This window comes from Aestuariivirga sp., from assembly GCF_965227715.1.
Classification (GTDB): domain Bacteria; phylum Pseudomonadota; class Alphaproteobacteria; order Rhizobiales; family Aestuariivirgaceae; genus Aestuariivirga.
This window is the reverse complement of record NZ_OZ245771.1, coordinates 1749886-1775431: the sequence shown is the minus strand read 5'-3', so window position 1 is coordinate 1775431 and position 25546 is coordinate 1749886. Positions and strand designations below refer to the sequence as shown.

Below are 25546 nucleotides of genomic sequence, written 5' to 3'. Positions count from 1 at the left end.
GTCAGCGTGGGGGCGTGAGTTTCTCGCGCCCCCGATTTGATTTCGAGAGATGAAGAAGAAAGCAGCTGCTCCAAAGTTTGAACGCATCGCCCCGGATGAGCGCCGCTCGCGCCTGATCGAGGCGAGCATCGCCTGCCTGGCCAAGGGCGGCATTCAAGGCTTCACGGTGGACAATATCTGCCGGGAAGCTGGAACGTCCCGTGGGCTCATCACGCATCATTTCGGTTCGAAAAATGCACTCCTCGCCGCAATCTACGCCACGATCTACGGCAAGGTCCTGGAAAACCTGGACCGTGCGGAGGAAGCGCCCGCGAGCCTCGATGACCTGATTGAACTCATGTTCAGCGACACTTTCCTCAGCCGGGATTATCTCAATGTCTGGCTTGCCCTGTGGGGCGAAATTGCTGTCAATCCGGCGCTTCAGCTCGAGCATCGGAAGAATTATGCTCTATACCGGGAACGGATCGCACGTGCGATTTCCAGCGTTGCACGCGCGCGGGGCGTAACAGTGGACAGCTATGACGTGGCGACCATCCTGATCTCGCTGGTTGACGGGCTCTGGCTCGAACAATGCATTGATCAGAGTCTGCTCTCGCTCATGCGCGCCAAGGACCTCTGCCGTCGCACGCTCGCGGCTGTGATTGTCTAGCCTCATACAGCCTGCTTGAGCAGCTTCTCATAAAACGGCAGGTGATATGCGAGATACTCGCCGAATCGCGGCTGTGCAGCAATCAATTCCTTGAAGGCAGCCTCGGTGCGGGATTGTTGCTCCGCGGTAATGGGGCGGATCGTGTTGCTCGCCATCACGTCACCGTGCCAGCCCTGAACCTGCTGCCAGTCAGCCGGGGCCGCATCGTTCCAGTGCAGTGCTTGCGGCGCATCGGCCAGACCCACGGCCCGCCAGTAGCGCCGCATCTGGCCCTCCGGATCTGCTTGAACAGCTTCGCTTCTGACCACGATGGGTGCCTCGCCCGAGCGCGCCATTACCGCCTCTGCGTGCCGCCATTGAGCTTCAATGCCGATTTCATCGCACAGCATCTCCGGATCGAGCTTTGCATAGGAGAGAATGGAGGCCCGCGGATCCCTGATCAGGAAACTATGCGTCAAGCGATCAAAGAATGCCACGTCGGAGAGGATGTGGGGCACCACATAATAGCTCATGTCCTTGAAGAACACCGGGCCCAACTCCGCCTTGGCGAGGATCATGTCGCGGATCTGCTCGTAACTCTTGGGATGAGTCTCCATCGCCTGGAAGTGCGGCATCTCCCGGGTCGAACGGTTCACATAATAGTCATACATGAACGGCTCGTGCAGGCACTGAAGATCGCCGCGCGACCGCATGATCCGCTCGAACGCCGTCGACATCGAGCGGGGGTGGGACCACAGCGCGATGACGGGGTAGCTCATGCGGTAACCTCCGTGAAGGCGCGATCAAGCCCCTCTGCCACTTGCTCCACATCAGCCATGGACAGGCACATGGGAGGCACCATGCGCAACACGGAACGATGCGGGCCTGATTTCGAAAGTATGAGGCCCTGTTCACGGCAATTTTCAAACACAGCCGCGGTGATCGCAGCATCCGGCTCCTTCGTCTTGCGGTCCTTCACCATCTCGATGGCGAGCATGAGGCCACGTCCGCGCACATCTCCAATGGCCTTGTGGCGCTGCTGTAGGTCCTTCAGGCGGGCGAGCAGGGCGCCCCCAACAAGTCTTGCGTTCTCTTGCGTTTTCTCTTCACGGATCACCTGAAGAACAGCGCGGCCCGCGGCACAGCTCGTCGGATTGGCGCCATAGGTATGGAACATGAACTTGTCGGCCATCACATCGCCGATGGCCTTCTTCGCGACCACCGCTCCCAGGGGAAAGCCATTGCCGATGCCCTTGGCCATCACCACGATATCCGGCACCACGCCATCGGCCTCGAAGCCCCACATATGGTCACCCGTGCGGCCGAAGCCAGACTGTACTTCATCCGCCACATAGAGTCCGCCTGCAGCGCGCGCCCGTTCGGCCGCACCCGACATATAGCCCTTTGGCATCTCCACGATGCCGCCATAGCCTTGCACGCTCTCGACAAAGATCCCGGCAATGCGCCCGGTGGTTGAACTCCTGATGACGTGGTCGATCTCGTCGAGATAGGGTTCCGTTCCCGGGCCGAAAACACCGCGATACTGGTTGGGTTCGGCCACGAAAGACACATTGCCCGGCATGCCGGGATGGCGGAAGCCCGCAATGCCGGTGAGCGATTGCGCAGCGGAGGTTGGCCCGTGATAGGCGGTGCGGAGCGCCAGGAGGTCGAGGTTGCCTGTATAAGTTCGTGCCATCACCATGGCGAGGTCGATCGCCTCTGAACCTGAATTGGTGAAATGCACCACCCACTCATGGCCCTTCGGCATGGTCGCGGCGAGTTCCTCTGCAAAATGTGCGGGCACCGGGTGATAGAACATCGTGGTGCAGTGGGTGAGTTCCTGCGCCTGGTCCATCGCTGCCTTGACCACGGTTGGGTGGGAATGGCCCACGGAAATGCAGACATTCATGCCAAGGAGGTCGGTGTATTTTTTGCCCTCCACATCCCAAAGGTATTGCATGGAGCCCTTGCGGAACACCATCGGGTCTTTGAAGGGCACGAATTTCCGCTGCGATGCGGCGTAATAGGTGTCGCGGCGGCGGGTAGTGGCCTCCACCGTCCAGTCGATGTCCAGGGCGTCTTTCATGTGAGCCTCCGTATGTCAGGCTTTGAGCTTCAGGTTCTGCGGGTCATAGGGCGGGGTGGAGAGAATGCGCGCGGGCCGTTCACGCCCCAGGAGCTTCACGGTAAGCCCTTCCCGCTTATCGGGCTCACGAAGGAACGCAAGGGCCAGAGATTTGCGAACACGGTGGCCAAAGGCGCCGGAGGTGACAATTCCCACCGGCCGGCCCTCGCAGAAAACGGTATGGGAATAAAAGGGCTCTACGCTATCTTCCGTATCGACCTCGAGCAGCACCATGTCCCAGTTGGGGGACCGGTTCAGCATCGCGTCGCGCCCGATGAATATCCGCCCTTCGGGCTTCACGAGAAAGCCGAGCCCCGATTCGAGCGGCGAACGCTCCGTGGTGAGGTCCATGCCCCAGCCGCGATAGCTCTTCTCCAGGCGCATGGAATTGGCGGCATAGGCGCCGTAGAGGCCGATGCCGAAGGACGTCCCAGCCTCCTCAAGTGCGAGGAATAATTTCGTAGCATAAGAATGTTCCACGTGGAACTCATATCCATGCTCGCCAACATAGGACACGCGCAGCACCCGGGCCGGTACGCCCGCCACATCCATCTCCCGCGCGGAAAGCCATGGGAACGCAGCTTCGGACCCGGCTGAGATCTGCGTTCTCAGCACGTCTGGCGCATGGGGCCCCATGAGGCCGATCACCGCCATCTCATCGGTACGGTTGCGGAGGGCTACATTGAAGCCCGCCGACCGGGCGTGGAGGAGATCGAGGTCCATCTCCTCGGCGGCAGCGGCGGAATTGAGATAGGCGCGATCAGGCGCGAAGACGGTGACGGTGAATTCGGACGCGACACCTCCTGCCGGCGTGAGCGCGTGGGTGAGGCCGATCCGGCCTGCCCTTGGCGGTGTATTGGCGCCCAGCGCATCAAGAAAGGGCAGGGTATCCGGCCCCGACACATCGAACTTGGAGAAAACGGAGAGGTCAGCCAGCGCAACGCGATGCTGAACGCCATCCACCTCGCGTGCTACGGCTTCGAACCAGTTGGTGCGGCGGAAGCTGTCTCGCGTTTCGTCATGTGGCGCTGAAGAAAACCAGTTGGGCCGTTCCGCGCCATGGGCGAAGCCCATGACGGCGCCGCGCGCCCGCATCAAGTCATGCAGCGGTGAAACACGGATGTTTCGGCCAGCGGGACGTTCCTCGAACGGAAAATGCACACCGAACTGCAGTCCAAAGCATTCGATCGCTTTCTCGACGCGATATGTCCGGTCCGCCCAAGGACCAAAGCGGCGGCTGTCCACGGCAAGGGCGTCCATTGGCGGTGCCCCATATGTCATCCAATGCGCCAGGAACTTGCCCGCACCGCCACCCTCCATGACACCCATCGATGAGCCCGTGAGCAGCCAGGCATTGGGAACCCCATGGGCAGGCCCGATCAACGGGTTGGCGTCTGGAGTGAATGTGATGGGGCCATTGACGACGGTTTTGACGCCGGCTGTTGCCAATGCCGGCACGCGGGCCATCGCCCATTCGATGATGTGTTCGACGCGGTCCAGATCCGGCGCCATCAATTCCGCGCCGAACTCCGGCGGCACGCCATCGACCGACCAGACATGGGCCTGCTTCTCATAGGGACCGAGGATGAACCCATCCCGCTCCTGCCGGCAATACCAGCTCTCTTCCGGATCGCGGATGATCGGCAATTCCGGTGCACCGGATTTCTGCCGCGCGGCAATTGCCGGCACCGTATCAGTCACCAGATACTGGTGCAGCACCGGCACTGACGGAACATTGACGCCCATCATCTGGCCGACTTCAAACCCCCAGGTTCCGGCGGCATTGACGATGTGCACGGCGCGCAGAGTGCCGTTCTTCGTCTCAACGATCCACCGGCCGTTCTCGCGCGTGATCGCGTGAACCGGATTGTAGCGCTGGATGATGGCACCGTGGCGCTGGGCCATCTTGGCCATGGCATTCGTCGCAAGCGATGGGTCCACATGGCCGTCGTCCGGCTCGTAGATGCCGCCAAGCAAGCCATCGAGTGTTGCAAGCGGATGCAGTTCGGCAATCCGCTCCCGCGTCAGGATTTCCAGCGGGTAGCCGGTGAATTCCGAAAGGCCGGCAACGTGCCGGAACTCATCCATGCGGTCAGGGTTGCGCGTGACGCGCATAGCGCCGGAACGGTGGAAGCCACAGCTCTCCCCCGTCTCTTCCGGCAAAATGTCACGATAGAGGCGAACGGAGGTGGCGCGCAGCTCCTGAATCGTGGCGTTGTGGGCGAAGTGCGTGCAGAGGCCCGCCGCATGCCAGGTGGAGCCATGCGTCAGATCGTTCTTCTCGACAAGAACAATATCGCGCCAGCCCGCCTTCGCCAGGTGATAGAGCAGCGAGCACCCCATGGCGCCGCCGCCGATGATCACCACATTCACGTTCGTCATGCCATCATCCTCTTGAGGCCCGGGTCATAGGGCGGCTTCAACAAGACTGCTGCCCGATAGACTCTTCCCGCAACATCAACGTCGAAGATCCGCGATGCCGTTTGTGCCGGTGTCTCGCCGGGCGCGGTCTTCACGAGTGCCAGCGCAAGAGTGAGCCCGATGCGAACGCCCTTTGCTCCTGATGTGGTGAGACCCACGATCTTGCCGTTCTCCAAGACCGGCTCGTCATGAACGATCAGGGGATCTCCTTCGATCGAGAGCAGAATGAGGCGCTGAGAGAGACCTTGCCGTCGTTGCAGGTCCAGTGCGGCTCTGCCGCGGAACTCTTTGCTCCAGTCGATGGTGAAGCCCAGTCCGGCCTCGAGCGGCGTGATTTCGGGGCCGAGGTCATATCCCCAGTGGCGATAGGCTTTCTCGATGCGGCAGCCATTCAGCGCATAGTGGCCCATCGGCTTCACACCAGCCGCGATCAGCGCATCAAAGACGGCAGGCGCGCTGGCGCTGGGGATGGTGAGTTCCCAGCCCAGTTCACCGACATAGGAGATGCGCGTGGCAAGGCAGTCGATGCCAGCAACTGTGACGGCACGCGCGGTGCTGAATGGAAATGAATTCCAGTCGTCCGCTGAGAGAGCCGCCAGAACGCTCCGTGCCGCCGCACCCATGACTCCGATGATGCAGAAGTCTTCCGTGCGGTCCGCAATCGCAACGGTCTTGTTACCCGCTGAGCGCCGTACGAGAGCAAGATCACGCCGCCGCGTGGCCGCGCCAGAGATGATTCGAAAGCGCTCGGGCTCCAGCCGGGTGATGGTCACGTCGGCCTCGATCCCGCCCTTCTCGTTTAAAAGCGGGGTATAGACCGCGCGGCCGATGGCAACATCCATTTGAGCTGCTGCGAGATGGTTGAGAAATGAAAGCGAGCCGGGCCCGGTCACATCGATCTTGGTGAAGGGTGTTAAGTCCAGCAATACCGCACCCCCGGCCATTTCGGCGGCCTCGCGCTCGGCGATATGCTGCCATGGTTGCACGCCGGCGGTTGAATAGGGGAGCTCTCTCTCTTCGGCATTTGCCGCATACCAGAGCCCGCGTTCCCACCCGGCGGTGAGGCCGAAGACAGCACCCTGTGCCGCCCAGCCTTCATGCAGAGGAGACCGGCGGAGATCGCGCCCGGCACTGGGCTGTTTGAATGGCCAGTGTACAGCGAAAAGGTCCGACACCGCCTCGCGCATCCGATCCTTGAGATGCTCTGGCGATGCAGACCGCGTGTCGGCACGTGCGATATCGACTCCCCACAGGTCACGTGGCTCAGCTCTGGTCATGAGCCAGTCGGCCATCACGTCTCCAATGCCGGCCGAACTCATGATGCCGACAGAGTTCATACCAGCCGCAACGAACAAACCATCGATTTCGGGCGTCTCGCCGATGTAGGGCCGTGTATCTGCCGTAAAGCTCTCCGGACCATTCATGAACCGCTGGATGCCCGTTTCGGCAAGCTGCGGAATGAGCGCCAGAGCGGCTTCCATGAACGGCCCGAACTGATCCCAGTCCTCCGGCATTTCGAGAAAAGCACGGTCGCCCTCGGGACCATAAGCGTTCCAGGGCTTCGCATTGGGTTCGAAGCCGCCGATGACCAGCCGTCCGGCATCGCCCTTCACATAGATCCCCGTGTCGAGATCGCGAACCACCGGAAAGGGATTGGGAAGGCCGGGCATTGGTTCGGTGACGATGTACATGTGCTCGACCGCTTGCAACGGAAGAGCCACGCCAACGTCGTCTGCCAGCCGTTTGGACCACGCTCCGGCGCAGAGTACGATCTTCTCTGCCGCAAGTGCGCTGCCATCTGCCATTTCCACGCCGATCACCCGCCCGTCCCTGACCAGAATGCGCGCCACACCCGCATGTTCGCGGAGACTGATGCCGTGAGTCCGCGCTGCCCGCGCATAGGCCATGCAGAGGTCCACCGGGTTGACATTCGCATCCTCCGGTACCATCAGCGCGCCGACGTGATCTTGCAGGGCGAGCTGCGGAACGGCAACATCCCCCGGGGTGACGATGGAAGGCGTGAGGCCCATGTGGCGGCCCACAGCGTGAATGCGCTTCAGTTCGTCCATGCGCTCGGGAACGCGCGCCAGCCAATATCCACCGGTGCGGCGATAGCCCGTGCTCATCCCCGTTTCGGACTCCAGCAGTGGAAAGAGATGGAGCGCGTGTGACGCGAGCCTGGTCATGCTGGCGGTGGCGCGGAGCGGCCCCACAATTCCAGCCGCATGCCAGCTCGTACCGGAGGTGAGCTGGTTGCGCTCGAGAAGCACAACGTCTTGCGCTCCCTTCTTGCCGAGGTGATAGGCAATGCTCAGCCCCACAGCACCGCCGCCAATGATGATGATTTCTGGCATCAGAAGTAATTCACATCCGGCATGGAGGACTTTACCTTTGCGATGTATTCTTGAAGCGCCTCGTCTATCGCTGGGTCGAGGCCAGGATCGTCATAATGTTCGAGCTGCTTCTTCCACAATGCATTGGCCCGCGTCGCGGCGTCCTTGCCGCCTTCGGCCTGCCATTGCTCGAAGGAATTGTTGTCGGGCGTCAATGGCCGGAACAAGGCTGACATGAAGTTGAGTCGCGTATGCGTGCTCCCCAAGAAGTGCTGGCCGGGGCCCGTCTCTGCAATGGCCGACATGGCCTGGGCATTCTCGCTCAGGTCAATCCCCTCAAAAAAGCGGGCAAGCTTGGCGCAGAGGTCCGCATCGAGCATCGTCTTTTCATAGGATGTGACAAGCCCGCCTTCCAGCCAGCCGGTGGCGTGGTTGATGAGATTGGCGCCACCGAAGAGTGACATCATGAGCCCCCAGGTCGCCTCCTGCTGGCTCTGCGCATCAGGAAGCTTTGAGGCAGATAGCGTACCCACTGTGTGAAGGGGGACGCCGAGCCGCCGGGCAAGCTGGCCCGCCGCCAGCACCATCAGCCCGGCCTCGGGGGTCCCGAATGTGGGTGCCCCTGACTGCATGGACATGGTGGACGCGAAGCTCCCCATCAGGCAGGGCGCACCTGGCTTGATGAGCTGCACCAGAGCGAGGCAGGCCGTCGCCTCTGCCAAAACTTGCGCCAGTGTTCCGGCAACTGTCGTGGGGCTCATGGCTCCCGTCAGAACCCAGGGGGTGCAGGCCACGGGCTGCCCCGCGCGCGCATAGGTTTTAAGTGCACCCGACATATTGGCATCAAGGACGAGGGGCGCGTTGGTGTTCGACACACAATAGAGGACTGGCCTTTCCGCAATGTCATCCGGGCCGAACAGGATCCGCGCCATGTCGATAGCATGGCCAGCGCGTTCTGCCCCGATGAAGGCGCCCATGAAGGCTCTGTCTGACCATCGGATATGGGCATAGAGCATGTCGAGGTGGCGCTTGTTGGCCGGCAGGTCAACAGGCTCGCACACCACGCCGCCCGAATGATGCAGCCACGGTATGGTTTGATGGAGCTTCACCAGCTCCACGAAATCCACATGAGAGGCATATCTGCGTCCGCGGTCCAGGTCATGCACAAAGGGAGGTCCCCAGGAGGGGCAAAGGACCGTGGCATTGCCGCCGAGCTTCACGCTGTTCGCCGGGTTGCGCGCATGCTGCATGAAATGTGAAGGGGCCGTGGCCTGAATCGTCTTGCGGCAGAAGCCCCGTTCGAAGCGAACCCGCGTGTCCTGAACATCGCAGCCCGCCTCGCGGAAGATATCGAGGATTTCGGGATCGCCGTGGAACTCCATCCCGGTTTCCCGCAGAATGGTATCGGCATTGTGCTCGATGAGCTCCAAGCCTTCATTGCTCAGTACGCTGTACGTCTCAAGCTGGCGGGAGATATAGGGCGCGCGTGGCCCTTCCGAGCTCATGTTTAAACCAGCAGTGCGGTTGCGGCGCTTTGAGACTGGGCGTGTCATTGATGCAACTATCGCCCGACCTGCACAAAACTCAATTGACGGCATGCAGCATTAGGACTTCTAATGGTGCTGCCATGAAGAAATCCCTGCACAAGACATCCGCCCAATCCGGCTCCAACCTGCTGAAGGCCATGGAAGTCTTTACCGCCGTTGCCGAAACCGGGCAGATGACAGCGGCGGCCCGCATGCTGGGGATGACCCAGTCTGCAGCATCCCAGCAGATAGCCTCCCTCGAGAGTAACTATGGCGTTACGCTGTTTGACCGGTCGGTCAGGCCCGCGCGTCTCACCCAGGCCGGGACGCTGCTGCACCGCCACGCAGCGCGCATACTGAACGTCGTGGGTGATTTCGAGTCAGAGATGCGGCATCAGGGACCTACACCCATCAGCGTGCTGAGACTGGGCATACTAGCCTCCATCGCCACCACGCTGACACCCGGGCTCGTTGCGCTGGCAAAGAAGGGCTTCGGCGTGCGCGACGTGACGTTGCACGCAGGCCAGAGCGGAGATCATGAAAACCTGCTGCGCACCCGAAAGGCCGACCTGGCGATAACGTCCAATCCCTTCTACGATATGGATGGGCTCGAACGGCACCCGATCTTGCAGGAAGCCTTTCTTCTGGTCGTGCCGGAGAAGTATCGTGGCCCTGTCGACAGCCTTAATGCACTGCAGACCAGACTTCCCCTCATCCGCTTTGCTGACACAACCAGCGTGGGCCGCCAGATTACCCAGCATCTCCGGCGCTTGCGCCTCGACCCTCAGCAGGTGATTCAGGCCGACCGGTCCTCGATGGTAACCGCCTGCGTATGCAACGGCATGGGCTTTACCTTGCTCACGCCATCTTTGTTGATAGACGGTTTCGTGGAGCGCATGCCGATGAAGGTGATGCCGCTTCCCGCCGCCCGCCTTACACGCACGCTAACTGTGGTGTCGCGCGAGAAGGAACTGGGGAGGTTTCCCTCTCACGTCGCTGAACTCTCGCGCACCAAGCTGGTTGAGCAGGTGGGTGCGCAGATGGGTGACGTGGGATTGGCGGCCCTTACCCTTTTAGACGGAGCCGCCTGAACGTCACTCGAACACGATGCGGGGGAAATAGAAGGACACCACCCAGTTCGGCATATCGACGATCTCGCTGATCCGCAGGTCGCCGCATACGCTGCACAGCATATAGGCATCCACGGGGTTCATGTTGTAGCGGCTGGAGAGCAGATCAATCATCTGGGAGACGGCCGCCCGGGCACTCTCCATCAGGTCAGGTCCGATGCCCGTTGTTGCTTCATAGCCCTTGGCATCGAGATGGCGGGAGACGGGGCCAGGTGTCGTGAAGCGCGGGAAGGCCAGATTGGCCTGCTTCACAAGTTCAAACTTCGCCGCCACCGAGCAGGGACTTTCGATTGCCGTGCCACAGACCTCGCCATCGCCCTGGCACGCATGCGTATCACCCACGCTGAACAACCCGCCCGCAACTTCGACAGGCAGATAAAGTTCGGTTCCCGCTGCCATGTCGCGGATGTCCATGTTGCCACCCATGCGGCGTGGCGGCACGACGGAATGCGTTCCGGGCTCCGACGGCGCCAGCCCGATCGTCCCGCAGAAGGGCTTGAGCGGCACGCGGCCGCCCGGACCGAACATTGCGGGGCTCATCGACCGGGCATCATATGTCCAGATGTGAAGTGCCGGATCTTTGAACTGGTCGGCAAGAAGTCCGAAGCCCGGAATATTCGCCGTCCATCCCCATCCCGATGGTGCAAAATCCAGAAGAGTCACCTTGATGGCATCACCAGGCTCCGCGCCATCAATGTAGACGGGACCTGCGACCGGATTGACCTTGGCAAAATCGAGCCTTCCCAGATCAGCAAGCGTTGATCTGGCGTTGAGCTGCCCGCCTGAGGAATCGACCGGATGGAAAGCGACGGTCTCTCCGGGAGCGATTGTCACCACCGGCGGATTGTCACGGCTCCAGCCGAAGTGGCACTGGTGATCGTGGATCGTGTGATTGCAGATGTGCTTGTACATGGTGCCCCCGTCAATTGGTGGCGCATCACAGCCGAAGTGTCCCCACCCGTCAATCAACCAGGGCTCAAATGTCTTTCATGAGCCGCAGCGCGTCATAGATTGCCGCATGGGTATTGCGGGAGGAAACGGCGTCGCCGATTCGGTAGAGGCGGAAGCCCTTGGGCCCGCCGTTGATCGTCTGGGGGCTGCCTTCAATCAGCGCATCATAGTCGACCGCGCCAAGATTTTCCGATTTTGGCTTCAGCGCAAAATAAAGATCCGCCAGGGGCTGCGTGCCGTGGTTCACGACAATCTGGTCGACATGGCGCTCCTGCCTGAGTTGGGCGAGATAGTCGGATCCGACGACCGCCTTCAACTGATTGCCGTCACGCTCCGCTGCAAGCAGGCGGTAGGTGACGGTGAAGGTCACCGGCTTCGTTTGCAGCTCACGCATGTAAGGAACGAGGTTCATCGCCATCACCTCCGGTGCAAAGCTCCTGTCCGGTGTCATCACTTCGACCGTCGATCCGGCATCCGCCAGGAGTTGTGCCGCCTGAAGCGCGGCGTGGTCTCCCGCATCGTCATAGAGCAGCACATTGGCACCCGGCTTCACATCGCCCGACAGAATGTCCCAGGCAGAAACGGTGAGGTCATTACCGCTTTCAAGCACGTCCTTTTCCGGTAACCCACCGGTGGCGATGATGACGGCATCCGGCTTCTCGGCCAGAACGTCATCCGCTTCGGCATAGTTATTGAAGCGGAAGTCCACATCGCGCGCCGCACACTGCGCCATGCGCCAGTCGATGATGCCGATCATTTCGGCCCGGCGCTTGGTCATTGCGGTGAGGCGAACCTGTCCACCGGGGCGATCCGCGGCCTCGAACACGGTCACGTGGTGGCCACGCTCCGCCGCAACGCGTGCGGCTTCGAGGCCTGCAGGACCGGCACCGACGATGACGATGCGTTTCCGGTCCCGGGCCGGTGCAATGGTGTGGGGCATCGTTTCCTCGCGCCCTGTGGCCGGGTTGTGCAGGCAGAGCGCCATGCCACCCTGATAAATGCGATCGAGGCAGTAGGTCGCCCCCACGCAGGGCCTGATGTCATGTTCGCGCCCCTCCATGATCTTCCGCACGATGTGCGGGTCCGCCATGTGGGCGCGCGTCATTCCAACCATGTCGAGCTGACCTGAGGCAATGGCATGGCGTGCCGTCGGCACATCGGGAATGCGCGCGGCATGAAATGTTGGGAGTCCCACCTCTTTGCGGATCATGCCTGCAAAGTCGAGATGCGGAGCTGAACGCATGCCCTGGATCGGAATGACGTCCGTCATCGCCGGATCGGTGTGAATGCGGCCGCGGATGATGTTGACGAAGTCGACGAGGCCGGAGCTTTTGAAGCGGCGCGCCATCTCCACCCCTTCGTTGACCGTGATGCCGCCCCTTTCCTCTTCATCCGCCGTATAGCGCACGCCGAGCAGAAACTGGGGGCCCACCCGTTTCCGGCAGGCGTCCAGCACATCCATGGCGAAGCGGATCCGGTTGTCAAAGCTCCCGCCATAGGGATTGGCCAGCGTATTGGTGAGGGGGCTCATGAACTGGTCCATCAGGTGGCCGTAGCATTCGAACTCCACCCCATCGAGCCCGGCGTGCTTCATGCGCTCCGCAGCATCGGCATAGTCCTCGATGATGCGGGCGATGTCCCAGTCCTCGATCACTTTCGGGAAGGCGCGGTGGGAAGGCTCCCTTGCAGGGCCCGCACCGAGCACGGGCAGCCAGTCGCCCTTGTCCCATCGGGTGCGGCGCCCGAGGTGGGTGAGCTGAATCATGACGGCAGCGCCCGCCGCGTGGCACTCATCCGTCAGCCGCTTCATCCAGCCGACGACCTCGTCCTTATAGGCAAGGATGTTGTTGAACACCGGCGGACTGTCTTTCGAAACCGCTGCGGAGCCCGCAGTCATGGTCAGGGCCACCCCCGCCTTGGCCCGCTCCAGATGGTAGAGCCGGTAACGATCCTTCGGCATCCCGTCCTCGGGATATGCCGGTTCGTGGCTCGTGGTCATGATCCGGTTGCGAAGCGTCAAATGCTTCAGTTGATAGGGCTGGAGCAGCGGATCGTTGGACATGAAAGGCCTCTTGGCTGGTGCAGCCCGGCTATATCTCATTGCGTGCCGCGGCAACACCGGAAAGGCGGTTTGCCGGTTCTATCCGGGCTTGCATCAATAGCTGCGCGGCAGGCCCAGCACATGCTCAGCCAGATAGGACAGGATGAGATTGGTGGAAATTGGCGCAACCTGATAGAGCCGCGTCTCGCGGAACTTGCGCTCAATGTCGAATTCGGCGGCAAAGCCGAACCCGCCATGGGTCTGGATGCAGGCATTCGCGGCCTCTGAGCTGGCGTCCGCCGCCAGCATCTTCGCCATGTTTGCTTCAGCACCAGGGTTCTGGCCGGCCTCATAGAGAGCGATTGCTTCACGCACCATCAATTCTGCGGCCCGCATGTTGGCATAGGCCCGTGCCAGCGGAAACTGAATGCCCTGATTTTGACCGATGGCCCGGCCGAAGACCGTCCGTTCCTTCGCATAAGAAACGGCTCTCTCCAGAAACCACTTGCATCGCCCACGCATTCCGCCGCGATCAGGATGCGCTCTGCATTCATGCCCGAGAGCATGTAGCGGAAACCCTTGCCCTCATCGCCGATCAGGTTTTCGGCTGGAACGCGGAGATCGTCAAAGAACACCTCCGTCGCCGCATGGTTCATCATCGTCCGGATCGGGCGGATGGAGAGTCCCTTGTCTTTCGCCTGCCGCATGTCAATCAGGATCACTGAAAGCCCGTCGGTCCGCTTCTGTCCGTCTGCGAGCGGCGTCGTCCGCGCCAGCAGCAGCATGAGGTCGGAATGTTCGGCGCGGCTCGTCCATATTTTCTGGCCGCGGATCACCCACTCTGCGCCCTCTCGCCGCGCCGTCGTCTTTAGCGCGCCCGTATCACTTCCGGAACCAGGCTCCGTCACGGCAAAGGCCTGGAGCCGCAATTTTCCGGCGGCAATGCCGGGAAGGTAAGTCTGCTTTTGCAGGTCTGAACCGTGCCGCAGCAGAAGCCCCATCGTATACATCTGGGCATGGCAGGCAGCGCCATTGCAACCCGCGCGCTGCACCTCCTCAAGGATCGCTGCCGCGGCGGACAGGGGAAGTCCCGAACCGCCAAACTCTTCCGGTATCAGCACAGACAGCCAGCCTGCGTCTGTCAGCGCCTGCACGAATTCGGTCGGGTAGGACATGCCCTCGTCGAGGGCGCGCCAATAGCCACCGGGAAAGCGGGCACAGAGCTTTGCCACTGCCTGCCGGATTTCCGGATAGGTCTCCTGCGCGCCGGCCATTTGCTGCTCCTGCGTGGGACGTGTGACACAGCCAAGTTACCCGGCCCCGCTCAAAAGAAAAGCGGGACCATCACCGGACGGTCCCGCCTTGATTGTCGCCGCGCCTGAAAATCAGGCTGGAAGCACGAAGAACCAGTTGGCGATCAGCACCACGCAGGCACCCGCAATCAGCACGAGGTAAGGCAGTATCCCTGCCTTGCGCTCACCCAATCCGGTGCCCACGATGCCGAGATCGTCCAGGGCCTCCTTCGGGAACTTGCCGCCGTCCTGCACATAGTGCCTGTAGATGAACACTGGCAGAATGAGTGCAGCGAACGCGAAGCCGACCCAAAGTGCGCTCGAATAGCCCCAGACCTTGGCGCCTGCTCCGAGGAACAGGGCGTTGACGAAGGCCAGCACGGTGTTGACGCCGATCAGCCAGGTCGGCGCCTTCCACGCCCGTGGTACATGACCAGAGTCGACGCGGTGCATCCAGCCTGCGTTGAGGTTCAGGAAGTTGAAGATGATATAGCCCACATTCGAAATGGCGAGCACGTAGAAGTATCCCCCGACGTCTGACGCCAGTCCGAGCAGGAACAGGTTGAAGGCGAAGTCCGTCCACATGGCACGGGTTGGCGCACCATGAGAGTTGACGTGGCTGAGATAGCGGGGAAGCCAGCCGTCTTTCGAGCCCTGATACAGGGTCCGCGAGGAACCGGCCATCGCCGTCATGATGGCGAGGAACAGCGCGAGGATCATCAGGATCACAAAGATCTGGGTGATGACCTTACCACCGCCCACCATATTGCCCAGCGCTTCGGCAATGCCCGTTCCGTCCACGATGCCGGGAGCAAGCATGCCTGCATGGCCCAGCACGCCCTGGAAGGAGAACGGCACCAGGAAGAAGAACACGCAGCAGAGCAGGCCGGAATAGAAGATGGCCCGGAACGTATCGGTCTTCGGGTTCTTCAGTTCGCGAGTGTAGCAGACAGCGGTCTCGAAGCCGTATGTCGACCAGGCGGCGATGTAGAGGCCTCCCAGGAAGAGCGTCCAACCGCCGATGTTCCACGTGCCTTCCTCAGCCGAATAGGCTGCGGCAGGCGGCATCAGGTTGGTGACGTTGGAATAGTCGATCTGACCGGTGACGATCGGCACAATGCCAACCAGGAAAAGCGGCACCAGCACGATGATTGCCAGCACCTTTTGCGCACTCGCCGTGGAGGCGATGCCGCGGTGCTGAATTGCGAAGATGATCAGCATCAGTATGGCGCCGATCACGAAGGTGGCATTGAAGTGCATCGCACCAAGGCCGGGAATGTTGAAGGTGAGCGCTTCCCAGCTGCGGACGTAAGGCGTGAGCGCCGTGACGGCATCCGTCGTTGCGACGGCCTTGATGGCGTCCGCCGGGGCCGTACCGGCATTGGCGGCGATATAGTCGACGACCGACTGCGTGGTCTCGGTGTAGCTCGCCGCGTGGGCTGCCACCCAGTCCAGAACCAGCTGCGAATCCGCTGCAGGAATGGGGAACAGCGAGTTCAGAATATAGCCCGCCGCAATGGCACAGCCCAGCGAGAGGACCGGGCTCCAGGCGAACCAGTTGCACCACACGGAGAGGGGCGCGATGAACTTCGAATAGCGCAGCCAGGCCGTCGCGCCGTAAACCGAAGCGCCGCCTGACTTGTTGCCGAACATGCCGGCAATTTCGGCATAGGTGAAGGACTGCAGGAAGCCCATCACCATGGAGATCATCCAGACGAGGAAAGCGAGCTTCCCCGTGGTCCCGGCGATGCCGCCGATGGAGAAGAGAACGAGGGGCGGCACACCGGCCGCGACCCAGAAGGCCCCTTTCCAGTCCAGTGCCCGGACGAGCTCGCCCGAGTTCGATTGTTCTGACATGTCTTTGTTTCCTCCGATTACCTGTTTCCCATCTCATGGACGCCGCCCTCTCCGGGGCGGTGGATGTCCATGTGGCAAAGGTTACGAGGTTACGGAGTTTCCCCCGACGTCCCCCCTCAAACCCTCAGGAAAGAATTTTGAATGCCGTTATATCGACGGTCAAGCGAAACTCGCCTATATGTACAGGATACGTGACAGCTGATCCCGGCCAGACCGGTGCAATGGGTGATTGATGCTGAATTTGCTGCAACGCAACAAGGCTCCGCCAGCCAGCCGTATTCTGCGGCCCGGCGTGCGCGGCCTGACGGACCGGGTGGAACGCTACCCCGTGCCAGGGGCGGGATCCGTTGTGGTGGAGGTGAAGGCGGGGGACGCCTTGCGCCTGACGGATGTCGAGGGCGGGCAGCTGTGCGAAGTGCTGTTCTGCGATCCCCAAGGCGCGTTTGACATCACGGCTCTGGGGGCCAAGCCCAACGGCACGGGCGAGGGCCTGAAGGCGCTCCTGTCGGGCAATGGCGCTGGCGCCAGCCGCAGCCTGGCGGCCCTCAGGCGCCGAGGCATCGACATTGGCAAGGCCCAGTCCGTGCACCTGTTTGGCGGGGAGAGCGCCCCCGGCAGCACCGCGTCCCTCACCGTGTCGCGCGACGGGCTTCTGATTGTTGCCGCGCCGGGGGCAGACATGTCCCCCGAGGCGCAGGACACGGCGACCGGGATCGAACTTCGAATCACCCGTGCTTCTTCGGCGTCTGGAAAGACCCTGGACCTTCTCCCGGAACCGCTGGCGGATCCCATCGCGGATATTCGCATCCGCGCGGCAACGGCCTCGGCTTATCTGGTGCGGGCTGGCGAATACATTCAGGTGATTGACGTCTCCGGCCGCCAGTGCACGGATTTCCAGGCGCTCGCCGCCCGCAAGGTGGAGAAGGGGCTGGACTACGCGCTGGACTCGACCGTCACCCGCACCCTTCTGGGCCGCAGCTATCCCACGCCGGGTCTCCCGTCCAAGGCGTTCGACAGGGAATTCGAACCCCTGGTGGAAATCGTGCAGGATACCGTGGGCCGGCATGATGCCTTCGCCACCGCTTGCAACAGCCGCTACTACGACGACATGGGCTACCCGGGCCATGTGAACTGCACGGAGAACTTCAATCACGCCCTTGCCCCGTTTGGCGTTGCCCCGCGCAAGGGATGGGAGGCGATCAACTATTTCTACAACACCAATGTCGACCACCAGAACCAGCTCTACCTCGACGAGCCGTGGTCCAGGCCAGGCGACTATGTGCTGATGCGCGCGCTGACGGACATCGTTTGCGTGTCTTCCTCCTGTCCCGACGACATCGACGCGGCAAACGCCTGGGAGCCGACCGACATCCACGTCCGCACCTATGCGGCAACCGAAAAATTCTCGAGAGCAGTGGCCTATCGCATGACACCTGACGCCGACGCGCAACTTACCAAGGAAACCGCCTTCCATCCGCGCTTCTCCGCACTCACCCGGAACTACACGGAGTATCGCGGCTACTGGCTGCCGCAGCGCTTCAACAATGACGGTCCCATCGATGAATACTGGGCGGCCCGCGAAAAATGCGTTGTGATGGACCTCTCGCCACTGCGCAAATTCGAGGTGACGGGCCCCGATGCCGAGGCGCTGCTGCAATATTGCGTGACCCGCGATATCCGCAAGTTGGCGGTGGGCCAGGTCGTCTATACCGCCATGTGTTATGAGAACGGCGGCATGATCGATGACGGCACAGTGTTCCGTTTGGGCCCCAACAACTTCCGCTGGATCGGCGGTGATGACTACTCCGGCATCTGGCTGCGCGAGCAGGCGGAGAAGATGGGCTACAAGGCCTGGGTTCGCTCCTCGACCGACCAGTTGCACAACATCGCGGTGCAGGGGCCCAATAGCCGCGATCTGCTGAAGGAGATCATCTGGACTGCACCCTCCCAGACCTCCATTGCCGAGCTTGACTGGTTCCGCTTTGCCGTGGCCCGCATCGGCCATTTTGAGGGCGCTCCCATCGTCGTTTCGCGCACCGGCTACACCGGCGAGCTTGGCTATGAGATTTTCTGCCACCCGAAGGACGCGCTGGCGGTGTTCGATGCCGTGTGGGAGGCCGGCCAGAAATTCGGCCTAAAGCCCATGGGTCTCGAAGCGCTCGATATGGTGCGCATCGAGGCGGGGTTGATCTTCGCGCATTACGAGTTCGACTCGGAAACGGACCCCTTCGAGGCCGGTATCGGATTCGCTGTTCCGCTGAAGTCCAAAGCTGATGACTTCATCGGGAAACAGGCCCTCATTCAGCGCAAGGACCATCCGCGGCGGAAGCTCGTTGGCCTCGATATCGATTCGAACGAGGCGGTGGGCCATGGCGATTGCGTGCACATTGGCCGCGCCCAGGTGGGCGTGGTGACAAGCTCCATGCGCTCGCCGATCCTCGGCAAGAACATCGCACTCGCGCGTGTGGATGCACTCAATGCCGAGCTGGGCACCGAGGTCGAAATCGGCAAGCTCGACGGCCACCAGAAGCGGCTCCCCGCAAAAATCGTGAAGTTCGCAGCTTACGACCCGGAGAAGACAAGACCGCGGTCATAAGTACAAATTTTTATGGCGTCATCCCGGCTTTCGCCGGGGTGACGGCAAGTGCAGTGGAAGCAAAATCGCCGGGCGTATGGCCCGGCGATGATGGTGTCCTCATATAATTATTTTTACTTATTCGCCAGATACGCTTCCATCGAATCGTCCAGCGCATCCTTCCATGGCGTGTGGTGCTTGGGGCTCATGTTGCCCGTCATCAGAGACTTATAAGAATTGTTCCGGAAGCCCATGATGTCATCCATCTTGTGGTGCTCCCAGACCATGAAGGTCTTGTTCACGCCTTCGATGTCGAAGCTCGGATAGTCCGTGGCATCGATCAGCTCCTTGACGTAGTCGCCCTGGAACCAGATCATCTGCTCGGCATCGGCGAGCTTCTTCTCGCGCTTCAGCCACTTCTTCCAGTCCTTCTCCATGGCATCGGCCTTGGGCAGCTTGATGCGGCCGAGGATGACGTCACGCACATACCACGCCTGGGCATCGAACATGTTGAAGGTGTAGAACTGATCCTGCATGCCGATATAGAAGAATTTCGGGTTGTCCTGCCAGACCACGCCCTTATAGAGTTTTTCGGGCCACAGGCGGTTCGTTGTCTTGAGGCGCAGGTCTTCCGGCAGGTAGGGGAAGTAATGCTGGTAGCCGGTGCAGAGGATGATGGCGTCCACATCCTTCTTGCTGCCATCGGCGAAATAGGCGGTCTTTCCTTCCACCTTCTGCAGCAGCGGGCGCTCCTCGAAGTTCTTTGGCCATTTGAAGCCCATGGGCTTCGAACGGTAGGTCGTCGTCACCGATTTTGCGCCATACTTCCAGCACTGCGAGCCGATGTCTTCGGCCGAATAGCTGCGCCCGACGATCAGCACATCCTTGCCCTTGAACTCCAGCGCATCGCGGAAATCATGGGCGTGGAGAACGCGGCCGTTGAAGGCGTCGAGGCCGGGGAAGAACGGCACATGCGGCGTGGAGAAGTGGCCGGATGCGCAGATGACGTAGTCGAACTCCTCCGTATACATCTTCTCCTTGGGACGGTCATGGACGGTCACCAGGAATTTCTTCTTCTTCTTGTCGTACTCCACCATCCGGACGGGGGTGTTGAACCGGATCCATTTGCGCACACCCGCCTTCTTTACGCGGCCGGTGATGTAATCCCACAGCACGGCGCGGGGCGGGTAGGATGCGATCGGCTTTCCGAAATGTTCTTCGAATGTGTAATCCGCGAATTCCAGGCATTCCTTGGGTCCGTTGGACCACAGGTAACGGTACATGGAGCAGTGAACGGGCTCGCCATATTCATCAAGGCCGGTACGCCAGGTGTATTTCCACAACCCACCCCAATCATCCTGCTTTTCGAAGCAGACGACTTCGGGGATCTTTGCCCCCTTCTTCTTGGCGGATTGGAAGGCGCGAAGGGCCGCCAGGCCCGAAGGGCCTGCGCCGATAACTGCAACTCTCGTCATGGTGTCTCCCTGGTGTTTTTTTACTTGCCGCCCATCATTCCGGATAAATGCCGGGGGTGGTCGGCTGGCCGCCGTCAAATTTCGATAGCCACTCGACTGTTGTCGGGCGGTACCGTGTCAAACCCTTGTAATCCGCAAGCTCGGGCGGCAGGTCTCGCAGCACGCGGTGGAAGCGACGCGCCCATTTGGGCACCGTCACGAGCTCTTCCATCTTGATGAGGTAGCAGCGGATCACGAAGAGGATGGCGTTGGAGCGGGGAAGGCGCCACAGCGTTTGCAGCTCGCAGCGCAGATGAACTTTTTCACCCACGTTTGCTGGCGTCACCGTGCCGCGGTCCGGGCCCCATTTGTGATAATTCTCGGGGCTGGTGTCGAGACGCGGGTTGATGGTCATCGTCCAGTTGAGCCGGCGCACCGGCTTTCCGAGCTGCAGGTTCAACAGGAATTTCAGCGCGCGGTCGAACACGCCGATCTCATGCGCCAGCGGCACCGGACCGTGCCATTCATGGAAGTTCATGCCGATGTCGAAGTCGAGCGACCAGTCGGCCTGCGTCGTCACCATGCCGGCATCGCACCACAGATTATTGTCACGCTGATCGACGATGACGAAGTCACCCTGGGCCTGCCGTGTGATGAATTCGAGTGGCTCCATCGGCAGCGTTGCGGCATCGCCAAAGGTGAAGCTCTGGTCGATCCCCAGCGGCCGGTTGATCCAGCGCCAGCGATCACCATCCTTCTCGAGCGTGAAGAGATCGGGATAGCTCGCGGCCTGGTGTTCCATCAGCAGTTCGAGCGTGTCCCACTGCGCGGCCATCATATGCGGCAGCGCCTGGTAGCGCAGTGGATCTTCCTTCAGCACCAGTGCGCGGTCGCGCATCTCGGCCACGTAGTGCTCGTCCACGTCGATTGCATTGTTATAGGCGTGTCCGGCAGGGCCTGCCGGAACATGCGGCTCCATGTTCACCGAATACATGTACTTGTCTTCGTTGAATGGGAAGGGAAAGCGGCGGATCGTTTCCGGGCTGTTGCGGAACGTATAATCGTCGCGGAATGTTTCATTTCTGAAGGTCAGGTTCATGTGAGGCGAACTCCTAGAGATCGAGCGTTACCGCGTTGCCATTGATGCGTGAGACACAGATCATGATCTTCCTGCCCGAAGCCTTGTCCTCGGGTTCCAGGAAGTGGTCGTTGTGCTCCAGTTCGCCGTCACACGAGATCACACCGGTTTCACATTGTCCGCAGGCGCCGCCGCGGCACAGATAGGGGGCATCGACACCTGCCGCCTCAAGCGCTTCGAGAATGCTCTGGTGCGGGGCGACGTCGATCATGCGGTTGGATCGCGCCAGCTTCACCTGGAAGGCCTTGCCTGGTGGAGGTGCGAGGAACTCCTCAGAATGAAGGTTCTGCTTCGGCCAGCCCAACTCCACCGCCTTGCACAGCACGCCGTTGATCATGCCCGCAGGCCCGCAGACATAGAGATGCGTGCCGAGGGGTTGATTCTCCAGCACGGCGCCAACAGGAATGAACAGCCGCTCTTCGTCGCAATAAATCTTCACCCGTTGGGCGCCATAGCGTTGCTGCAAGTCTTTCCAATAGGCGCCGTGGCTGCGGGTTCGGACAGCGTAATGCAATTCGAAGGCGCGGCCTTCACGCTCCATCTGATCCATCATGGCGATGAAAGGCGTGATGCCAATGCCGCCCGCCATCATGATGTGCTTCTTTGCCCGCTGGTCATAGGCGAACAGGTTGACGGGTTGGCTGAGGGTGAGTGAATCGCCTTCCTTCAGGGCCTCGTGCAGAAAAGCGGAGCCACCGCGGGAATTCTCCACCCGCAGCACGCTGATTTCATAGCCGCCCGTATCTGCGGGAGACGACATGAGTGAATAGGGGTTGCGCCGCAAGGACGTTCCATCGCGCATCGACACGATGACATGAGCGCCCCCTGAGAAAATCGGCATGGGTTGGCCGTCCGCGCGTTCGAAGCGGAAGCGCTTTACCTTGTCCGCGACTTGGGCGATTTTCGCCACGCGCACTTTCATTTCGGTATTGATGGTCACGGGAACAGCTCCTCGGGCGGAGGTGCCGTGCCGGGTTCCTCGGCGTCGATGTTCACGCCCTGGAAGGCCCCGATACGGCGGGAATAATGGTCGCGCACCAGCAACGGAAGCCCGCAGTGGCTGCAGCTGAAGGGGCTGGTCGTCACATTGTCTGTGATACCCTTGCAGTGGACGCACTGCACCCGCCGTGCGGCGGATCCACGGTGCTCAGTGTGCACAGATGCATGGTCAACGCCATGGTTCAGCGCCACCTGCATCGCCTGCCCTATGAAGCCTTCCGTCCCCGCGAGATAGATCCGGAGCCCCATCCTTGCCTGGCCCAGCATCACGTTCAGGCGGTTGAGAAGCACCGGAATGGTGGGGGCAAGCCAGAAACTGTCCGCGCCCAGGGCCGCAAGCGCCTTGTCGTGGTCCTCAGCCCTGGAGCCTGCGGCCACATACAGGATATCCGCATGCGTGAGGAAGCCGGGCCCTGCTGACTTGACCTGATCGAGAAGTGCCAGCGCCCCTTCACCCTCAAGGGCGAAGAGGTGCCGCTTCGCGTGGCGATCGATGTTCAGTCCGCCATAGACGGGCCGGCTCTTGATTCCTGCAACGAGCATCCGCCCTTGTGTCCTTTAACCGACTGCCGTGCGCTTCTTCTTTTCCGGGTCGTCGAAGGTGATGGTGTGGGCGATTGCCTTTGCCTTCACAGTCTTGCCGCGGATTTCGAGAGGTGTACCCTGCTTGGCATAGGGAACTTCGAGACGAGCAATGCCCATGCTCTTCTTGGTCAGCTTCGAATAGCTGGGGCAAGTGATGACGCCGACCTTGCGGCCGTCGGCCCAGACCTCGTCTCCAAGGTCGGCGGGGCCATCGGCCTCGATCAGCACGCCGAAAATCTTGAAGCGCTCCTTGCCCTTGAGCTTGTAATGCTCTTCGGCACCGCGGAAGCCCGTCTTGCCGGGGCTCACCGTGAAGTCGAGGCCCAGTTCCCACAGCGAGTCGCCCGGGATCTGATCGGGGAAGGGGTACATCTGCGAATTGTCGTAAGGGTAGAACAGCAGGTAGCTCTCGACGCGGAGCATGTCGAGCACGCTGAAGCAGACGGGGATGATGCCCATGCTCTTGCCTTTGTCGAGGATCGTGTCCCAGATCATCGGCGCATCCTGGCCGCGGCAGAAGATTTCATAGCCGCGCTCGCCGGTGTAGCCGGTGCGCGAGATCATGACGGGCGCGCCGAACAGCATCGTCTGCATATGATGGAAATACTTGAGGTCGCGAATCCCCGGCACATGCTGCGCCAGGAAATCGACAGCGAGCGGACCCTGCAGCGAGAGATCATGCAGATCGTCATCGAAGAGGACGGCCACGTTGCGGCCCAGCGACTGCTTGACGACTTCCTCATGCGCCGAGCCTGAGCCGTGCACCAGCATCCAGGAATTGGGTCCTGTTCGGTAGATGATGCAATCATCCGTGAACATGCCGCGCTCATTGAGCATGCAGGCATAGACGGATTTGCCCGGATAGACCTTTGAAACGTCACGCGTGGTGATATAGTCCAGGACTGCAATGGCATGCGGCCCGACCAGATGGACCTTCTTCAGGCCAGACACATCCATGAGACCCGCCTTGGTGCGGACGGCGATGTGCTCTTCGAAAATGTCTTTGTCATAGGTCCATGCGGTTCCCATGCCGCTCCAGTCTTCAAGCTTGGAGCCAAGGGCACGGTGGCGATCACCGAGGGCAGAAAATCTCCAGGACAAAGGCATCGAATTCCTCCTAATCGTTTCCTGTGTGGAATTATTTTTTCCCAAATCTACACAGGAATGAGAGAAGCGCAAGTCGTCTGATCGTCGAATAGGCTGCCCGCGTTCCGGGCAGCCGGGCATGCCCTAGGATCATGTGGAAATGGCCTTCAACGGGTTCTGTACAGAGGCGGGCGTCGTTCTGAGGGCTTCCGCTACCCGGGTGAAGTTCTGCATCAGGCGGCGGCGGGTCTCCTCATCTGCTGTCTGGGTTAGCGCTTTGTCCATGCAAGAGAGCCAGGACTGCGCCTCAACAGCGCCGATCTTCAGATGAGCATGGACCTGCTTCACATTGGAGTGGTGGAACTGTTCAACATAGAGCTGGGGGCCCCCCAGGAAGCCGGAGAGAAACAGGAACTGCGCTTCGCGGGCATGGCGAAGACCGTTCCCCTCATTGTGCATCACACGCAGCGGTTCACCCTCAGGCTCGGACTCGACGATATCGTAGAAGGTCTCGACCAGGCGACGCACGCCGGTCTCGCCGCCCATCTGCTCGTAAATACTCATCACGCACTCCCGCGTTGGCGGCAGCATCGCCCATGCAGTTCCGGTATTGAATGTGCGATCCTGCCACAGGGGAGAACGCCCGGCGCTCACGTGTGGTTTGCGTAATAGAAGGCAATGGCCTGTGAGCGGTTGCGAAGGCCGAGCTTTTCATAAAGATTCCGCAGGTGGAACTTCACTGTGTTTATGGAGATGCCGAGTTCGGCGGCGAGTTCCGTGTTGGTACGGCCCTTCGCCAGTGCTGCAAGCATGGTCTTCTCCCGTCCCGTCAGGCTTTCCCGAGGGTCCTGCTTAAGGCTACGAACATCCATGTAAGGGAAGACCATGCGTCCGCCCGCAACGGTGGCCGCCACTTCCAGAAGCTGCTGTTCCGGCACATCACGGGTCAGAAAGGCGGCGGCACCTGCGGCCATCGCCCGCCGCGCCACGTCTGGATCGCCACCCCCTGCATAGACGATGATTCTGGGTGCCTTGGGCTTATCCCGAAGAATGCCGAGAAGGCGCTCCGCCCCCAGTTGCGGAATCGTCCAGTCGACAATGCCAATCTCCACGGGAACGAGGAGACAGCTTTCCAGGAACCCCTCCGCCGTCTTGGATGTGGCCACAAGGCTGAAGCGGCGGTCCCGCTCAAACAGGTCAGACAGGGCCTGGAGCATGATTGTGTTTGGATCGGCGATGATGACGCTGCGGGTCATCTTCCCACCTTATCGGATAGTAGAGCTAACTGACAACTTCTCTTTACAGCTTGAAAGTGTAGTTATTTTTCCACCCTATTGGATGCCAGATGGCTGGTTTTTGGGGTGTTTTCGTTTTCTTCCCACCCGCACATAAATTCATCAGCGAA

The 25546-nt window shown here is 60.9% G+C and carries 18 protein-coding genes and 1 pseudogene; 3 read left to right on the top strand and 16 right to left on the bottom strand.

Features of this window, described 5'->3' with window-relative positions; all coding sequences use genetic code 11:
- Positions 1–49 precede the first annotated feature (49 nt).
- Positions 50–649: a TetR/AcrR family transcriptional regulator gene (locus ACO06F_RS08380; protein WP_421696234.1), complete on the top strand. Its 600-nt coding sequence runs from the start codon at positions 50–52 to the stop codon at positions 647–649.
- Positions 650–651: 2 nt separating this feature from the next.
- On the opposite strand, the gene ACO06F_RS08375 is transcribed toward ACO06F_RS08380, so the two are convergent.
- The 5 genes from ACO06F_RS08375 to ACO06F_RS08355 are packed head-to-tail and all read right to left on the bottom strand — an operon-like array spanning position 652 to position 9012.
- Entirely contained in the window at positions 652–1407 is a 756-nt protein-coding gene (locus ACO06F_RS08375; RefSeq protein WP_421696233.1) for a hypothetical protein, read from the bottom strand.
- Positions 1404–2714, bottom strand: coding sequence for an aspartate aminotransferase family protein (locus ACO06F_RS08370; RefSeq protein WP_421696232.1), 1311 nt, complete (start codon positions 2712–2714; stop codon positions 1404–1406). Before ACO06F_RS08370 ends, ACO06F_RS08375 begins: the two co-directional genes overlap by 4 nt.
- A 15-nt stretch (positions 2715–2729) precedes the next feature.
- Complete coding sequence (locus tag ACO06F_RS08365; RefSeq protein ID WP_421696231.1) at positions 2730–5135, bottom strand: GcvT family protein; 2406 nt, start codon at positions 5133–5135, stop codon at positions 2730–2732.
- Positions 5132–7528, bottom strand: a complete 2397-nt coding sequence (locus ACO06F_RS08360) for a GcvT family protein (RefSeq protein WP_421696230.1) — start codon at positions 7526–7528, stop codon at positions 5132–5134. The genes ACO06F_RS08365 and ACO06F_RS08360 overlap by 4 nt, the downstream gene beginning before the upstream one ends.
- Complete coding sequence (locus tag ACO06F_RS08355) at positions 7528–9012, bottom strand: trimethylamine methyltransferase family protein (protein WP_421696229.1); 1485 nt, start codon at positions 9010–9012, stop codon at positions 7528–7530. Before ACO06F_RS08355 ends, ACO06F_RS08360 begins: the two co-directional genes overlap by 1 nt.
- A 122-nt stretch (positions 9013–9134) precedes the next feature.
- On the opposite strand from ACO06F_RS08355, the gene ACO06F_RS08350 reads away from it, so the two are divergent.
- Positions 9135–10124, top strand: coding sequence for a LysR family transcriptional regulator (locus ACO06F_RS08350; protein ID WP_421696228.1), 990 nt, complete (start codon positions 9135–9137; stop codon positions 10122–10124).
- Positions 10125–10127: 3 nt separating this feature from the next.
- Here ACO06F_RS08350 and ACO06F_RS08345 read toward each other — a convergent pair whose 3' ends face one another.
- The 4 genes and pseudogenes from ACO06F_RS08345 to ACO06F_RS08330 form a co-directional block, all read right to left on the bottom strand.
- Positions 10128–11075 (bottom strand): acetamidase/formamidase family protein, encoded by a 948-nt coding sequence (locus tag ACO06F_RS08345; protein WP_421696227.1) that lies wholly within the window; start codon positions 11073–11075, stop codon positions 10128–10130.
- A gap of 64 nt (positions 11076–11139) precedes the next feature.
- Entirely contained in the window at positions 11140–13176 is a 2037-nt protein-coding gene (locus tag ACO06F_RS08340) for an FAD-dependent oxidoreductase (RefSeq protein ID WP_421696226.1), read from the bottom strand.
- 93 nt (positions 13177–13269) lie between these two features.
- Positions 13270–14429, bottom strand: a pseudogene (locus tag ACO06F_RS08335) (acyl-CoA dehydrogenase family protein).
- Between the two features lie 111 nt (positions 14430–14540).
- Positions 14541–16304 (bottom strand): APC family permease, encoded by a 1764-nt coding sequence (locus tag ACO06F_RS08330; protein ID WP_421696225.1) that lies wholly within the window; start codon positions 16302–16304, stop codon positions 14541–14543.
- A gap of 232 nt (positions 16305–16536) precedes the next feature.
- Here ACO06F_RS08330 and ACO06F_RS08325 point away from each other — a divergent pair, with 232 nt between their 5' ends.
- Positions 16537–18900 carry a DUF1989 domain-containing protein gene (locus tag ACO06F_RS08325; RefSeq protein WP_421696224.1) on the top strand — a complete coding sequence of 788 codons (2364 nt, stop codon included), beginning with the start codon at positions 16537–16539 and terminating at the stop codon, positions 18898–18900.
- Positions 18901–19013: 113 nt separating this feature from the next.
- Here the strand turns inward: ACO06F_RS08325 and ACO06F_RS08320 are convergent, their stop codons facing one another.
- The 7 genes from ACO06F_RS08320 to ACO06F_RS08290 form a co-directional block, all read right to left on the bottom strand.
- A complete protein-coding gene (locus tag ACO06F_RS08320) occupies positions 19014–20354 on the bottom strand; it encodes an NAD(P)-binding domain-containing protein (RefSeq protein ID WP_421696223.1) in 1341 nt (446 codons plus the stop codon).
- Between the two features lie 34 nt (positions 20355–20388).
- Entirely contained in the window at positions 20389–21432 is a 1044-nt protein-coding gene (locus ACO06F_RS08315; protein ID WP_421696222.1) for a heme-dependent oxidative N-demethylase family protein, read from the bottom strand.
- A 13-nt stretch (positions 21433–21445) separates the two neighbouring features.
- Complete coding sequence (locus ACO06F_RS08310) at positions 21446–22411, bottom strand: PDR/VanB family oxidoreductase (RefSeq protein WP_421696221.1); 966 nt, start codon at positions 22409–22411, stop codon at positions 21446–21448.
- Entirely contained in the window at positions 22408–23013 is a 606-nt protein-coding gene (locus ACO06F_RS08305) for a dimethylamine monooxygenase subunit DmmA family protein (RefSeq protein WP_421696220.1), read from the bottom strand. The genes ACO06F_RS08310 and ACO06F_RS08305 overlap by 4 nt, the downstream gene beginning before the upstream one ends.
- A gap of 15 nt (positions 23014–23028) precedes the next feature.
- Positions 23029–24162, bottom strand: coding sequence for an aminomethyltransferase family protein (locus ACO06F_RS08300; RefSeq protein WP_421696219.1), 1134 nt, complete (start codon positions 24160–24162; stop codon positions 23029–23031).
- Positions 24163–24291: 129 nt separating this feature from the next.
- Positions 24292–24705, bottom strand: a complete 414-nt coding sequence (locus tag ACO06F_RS08295; RefSeq protein WP_421696218.1) for a group II truncated hemoglobin — start codon at positions 24703–24705, stop codon at positions 24292–24294.
- 86 nt (positions 24706–24791) lie between these two features.
- A complete protein-coding gene (locus tag ACO06F_RS08290) occupies positions 24792–25397 on the bottom strand; it encodes a LuxR C-terminal-related transcriptional regulator (RefSeq protein ID WP_421696217.1) in 606 nt (201 codons plus the stop codon).
- Positions 25398–25546: the final 149 nt, after the last annotated feature.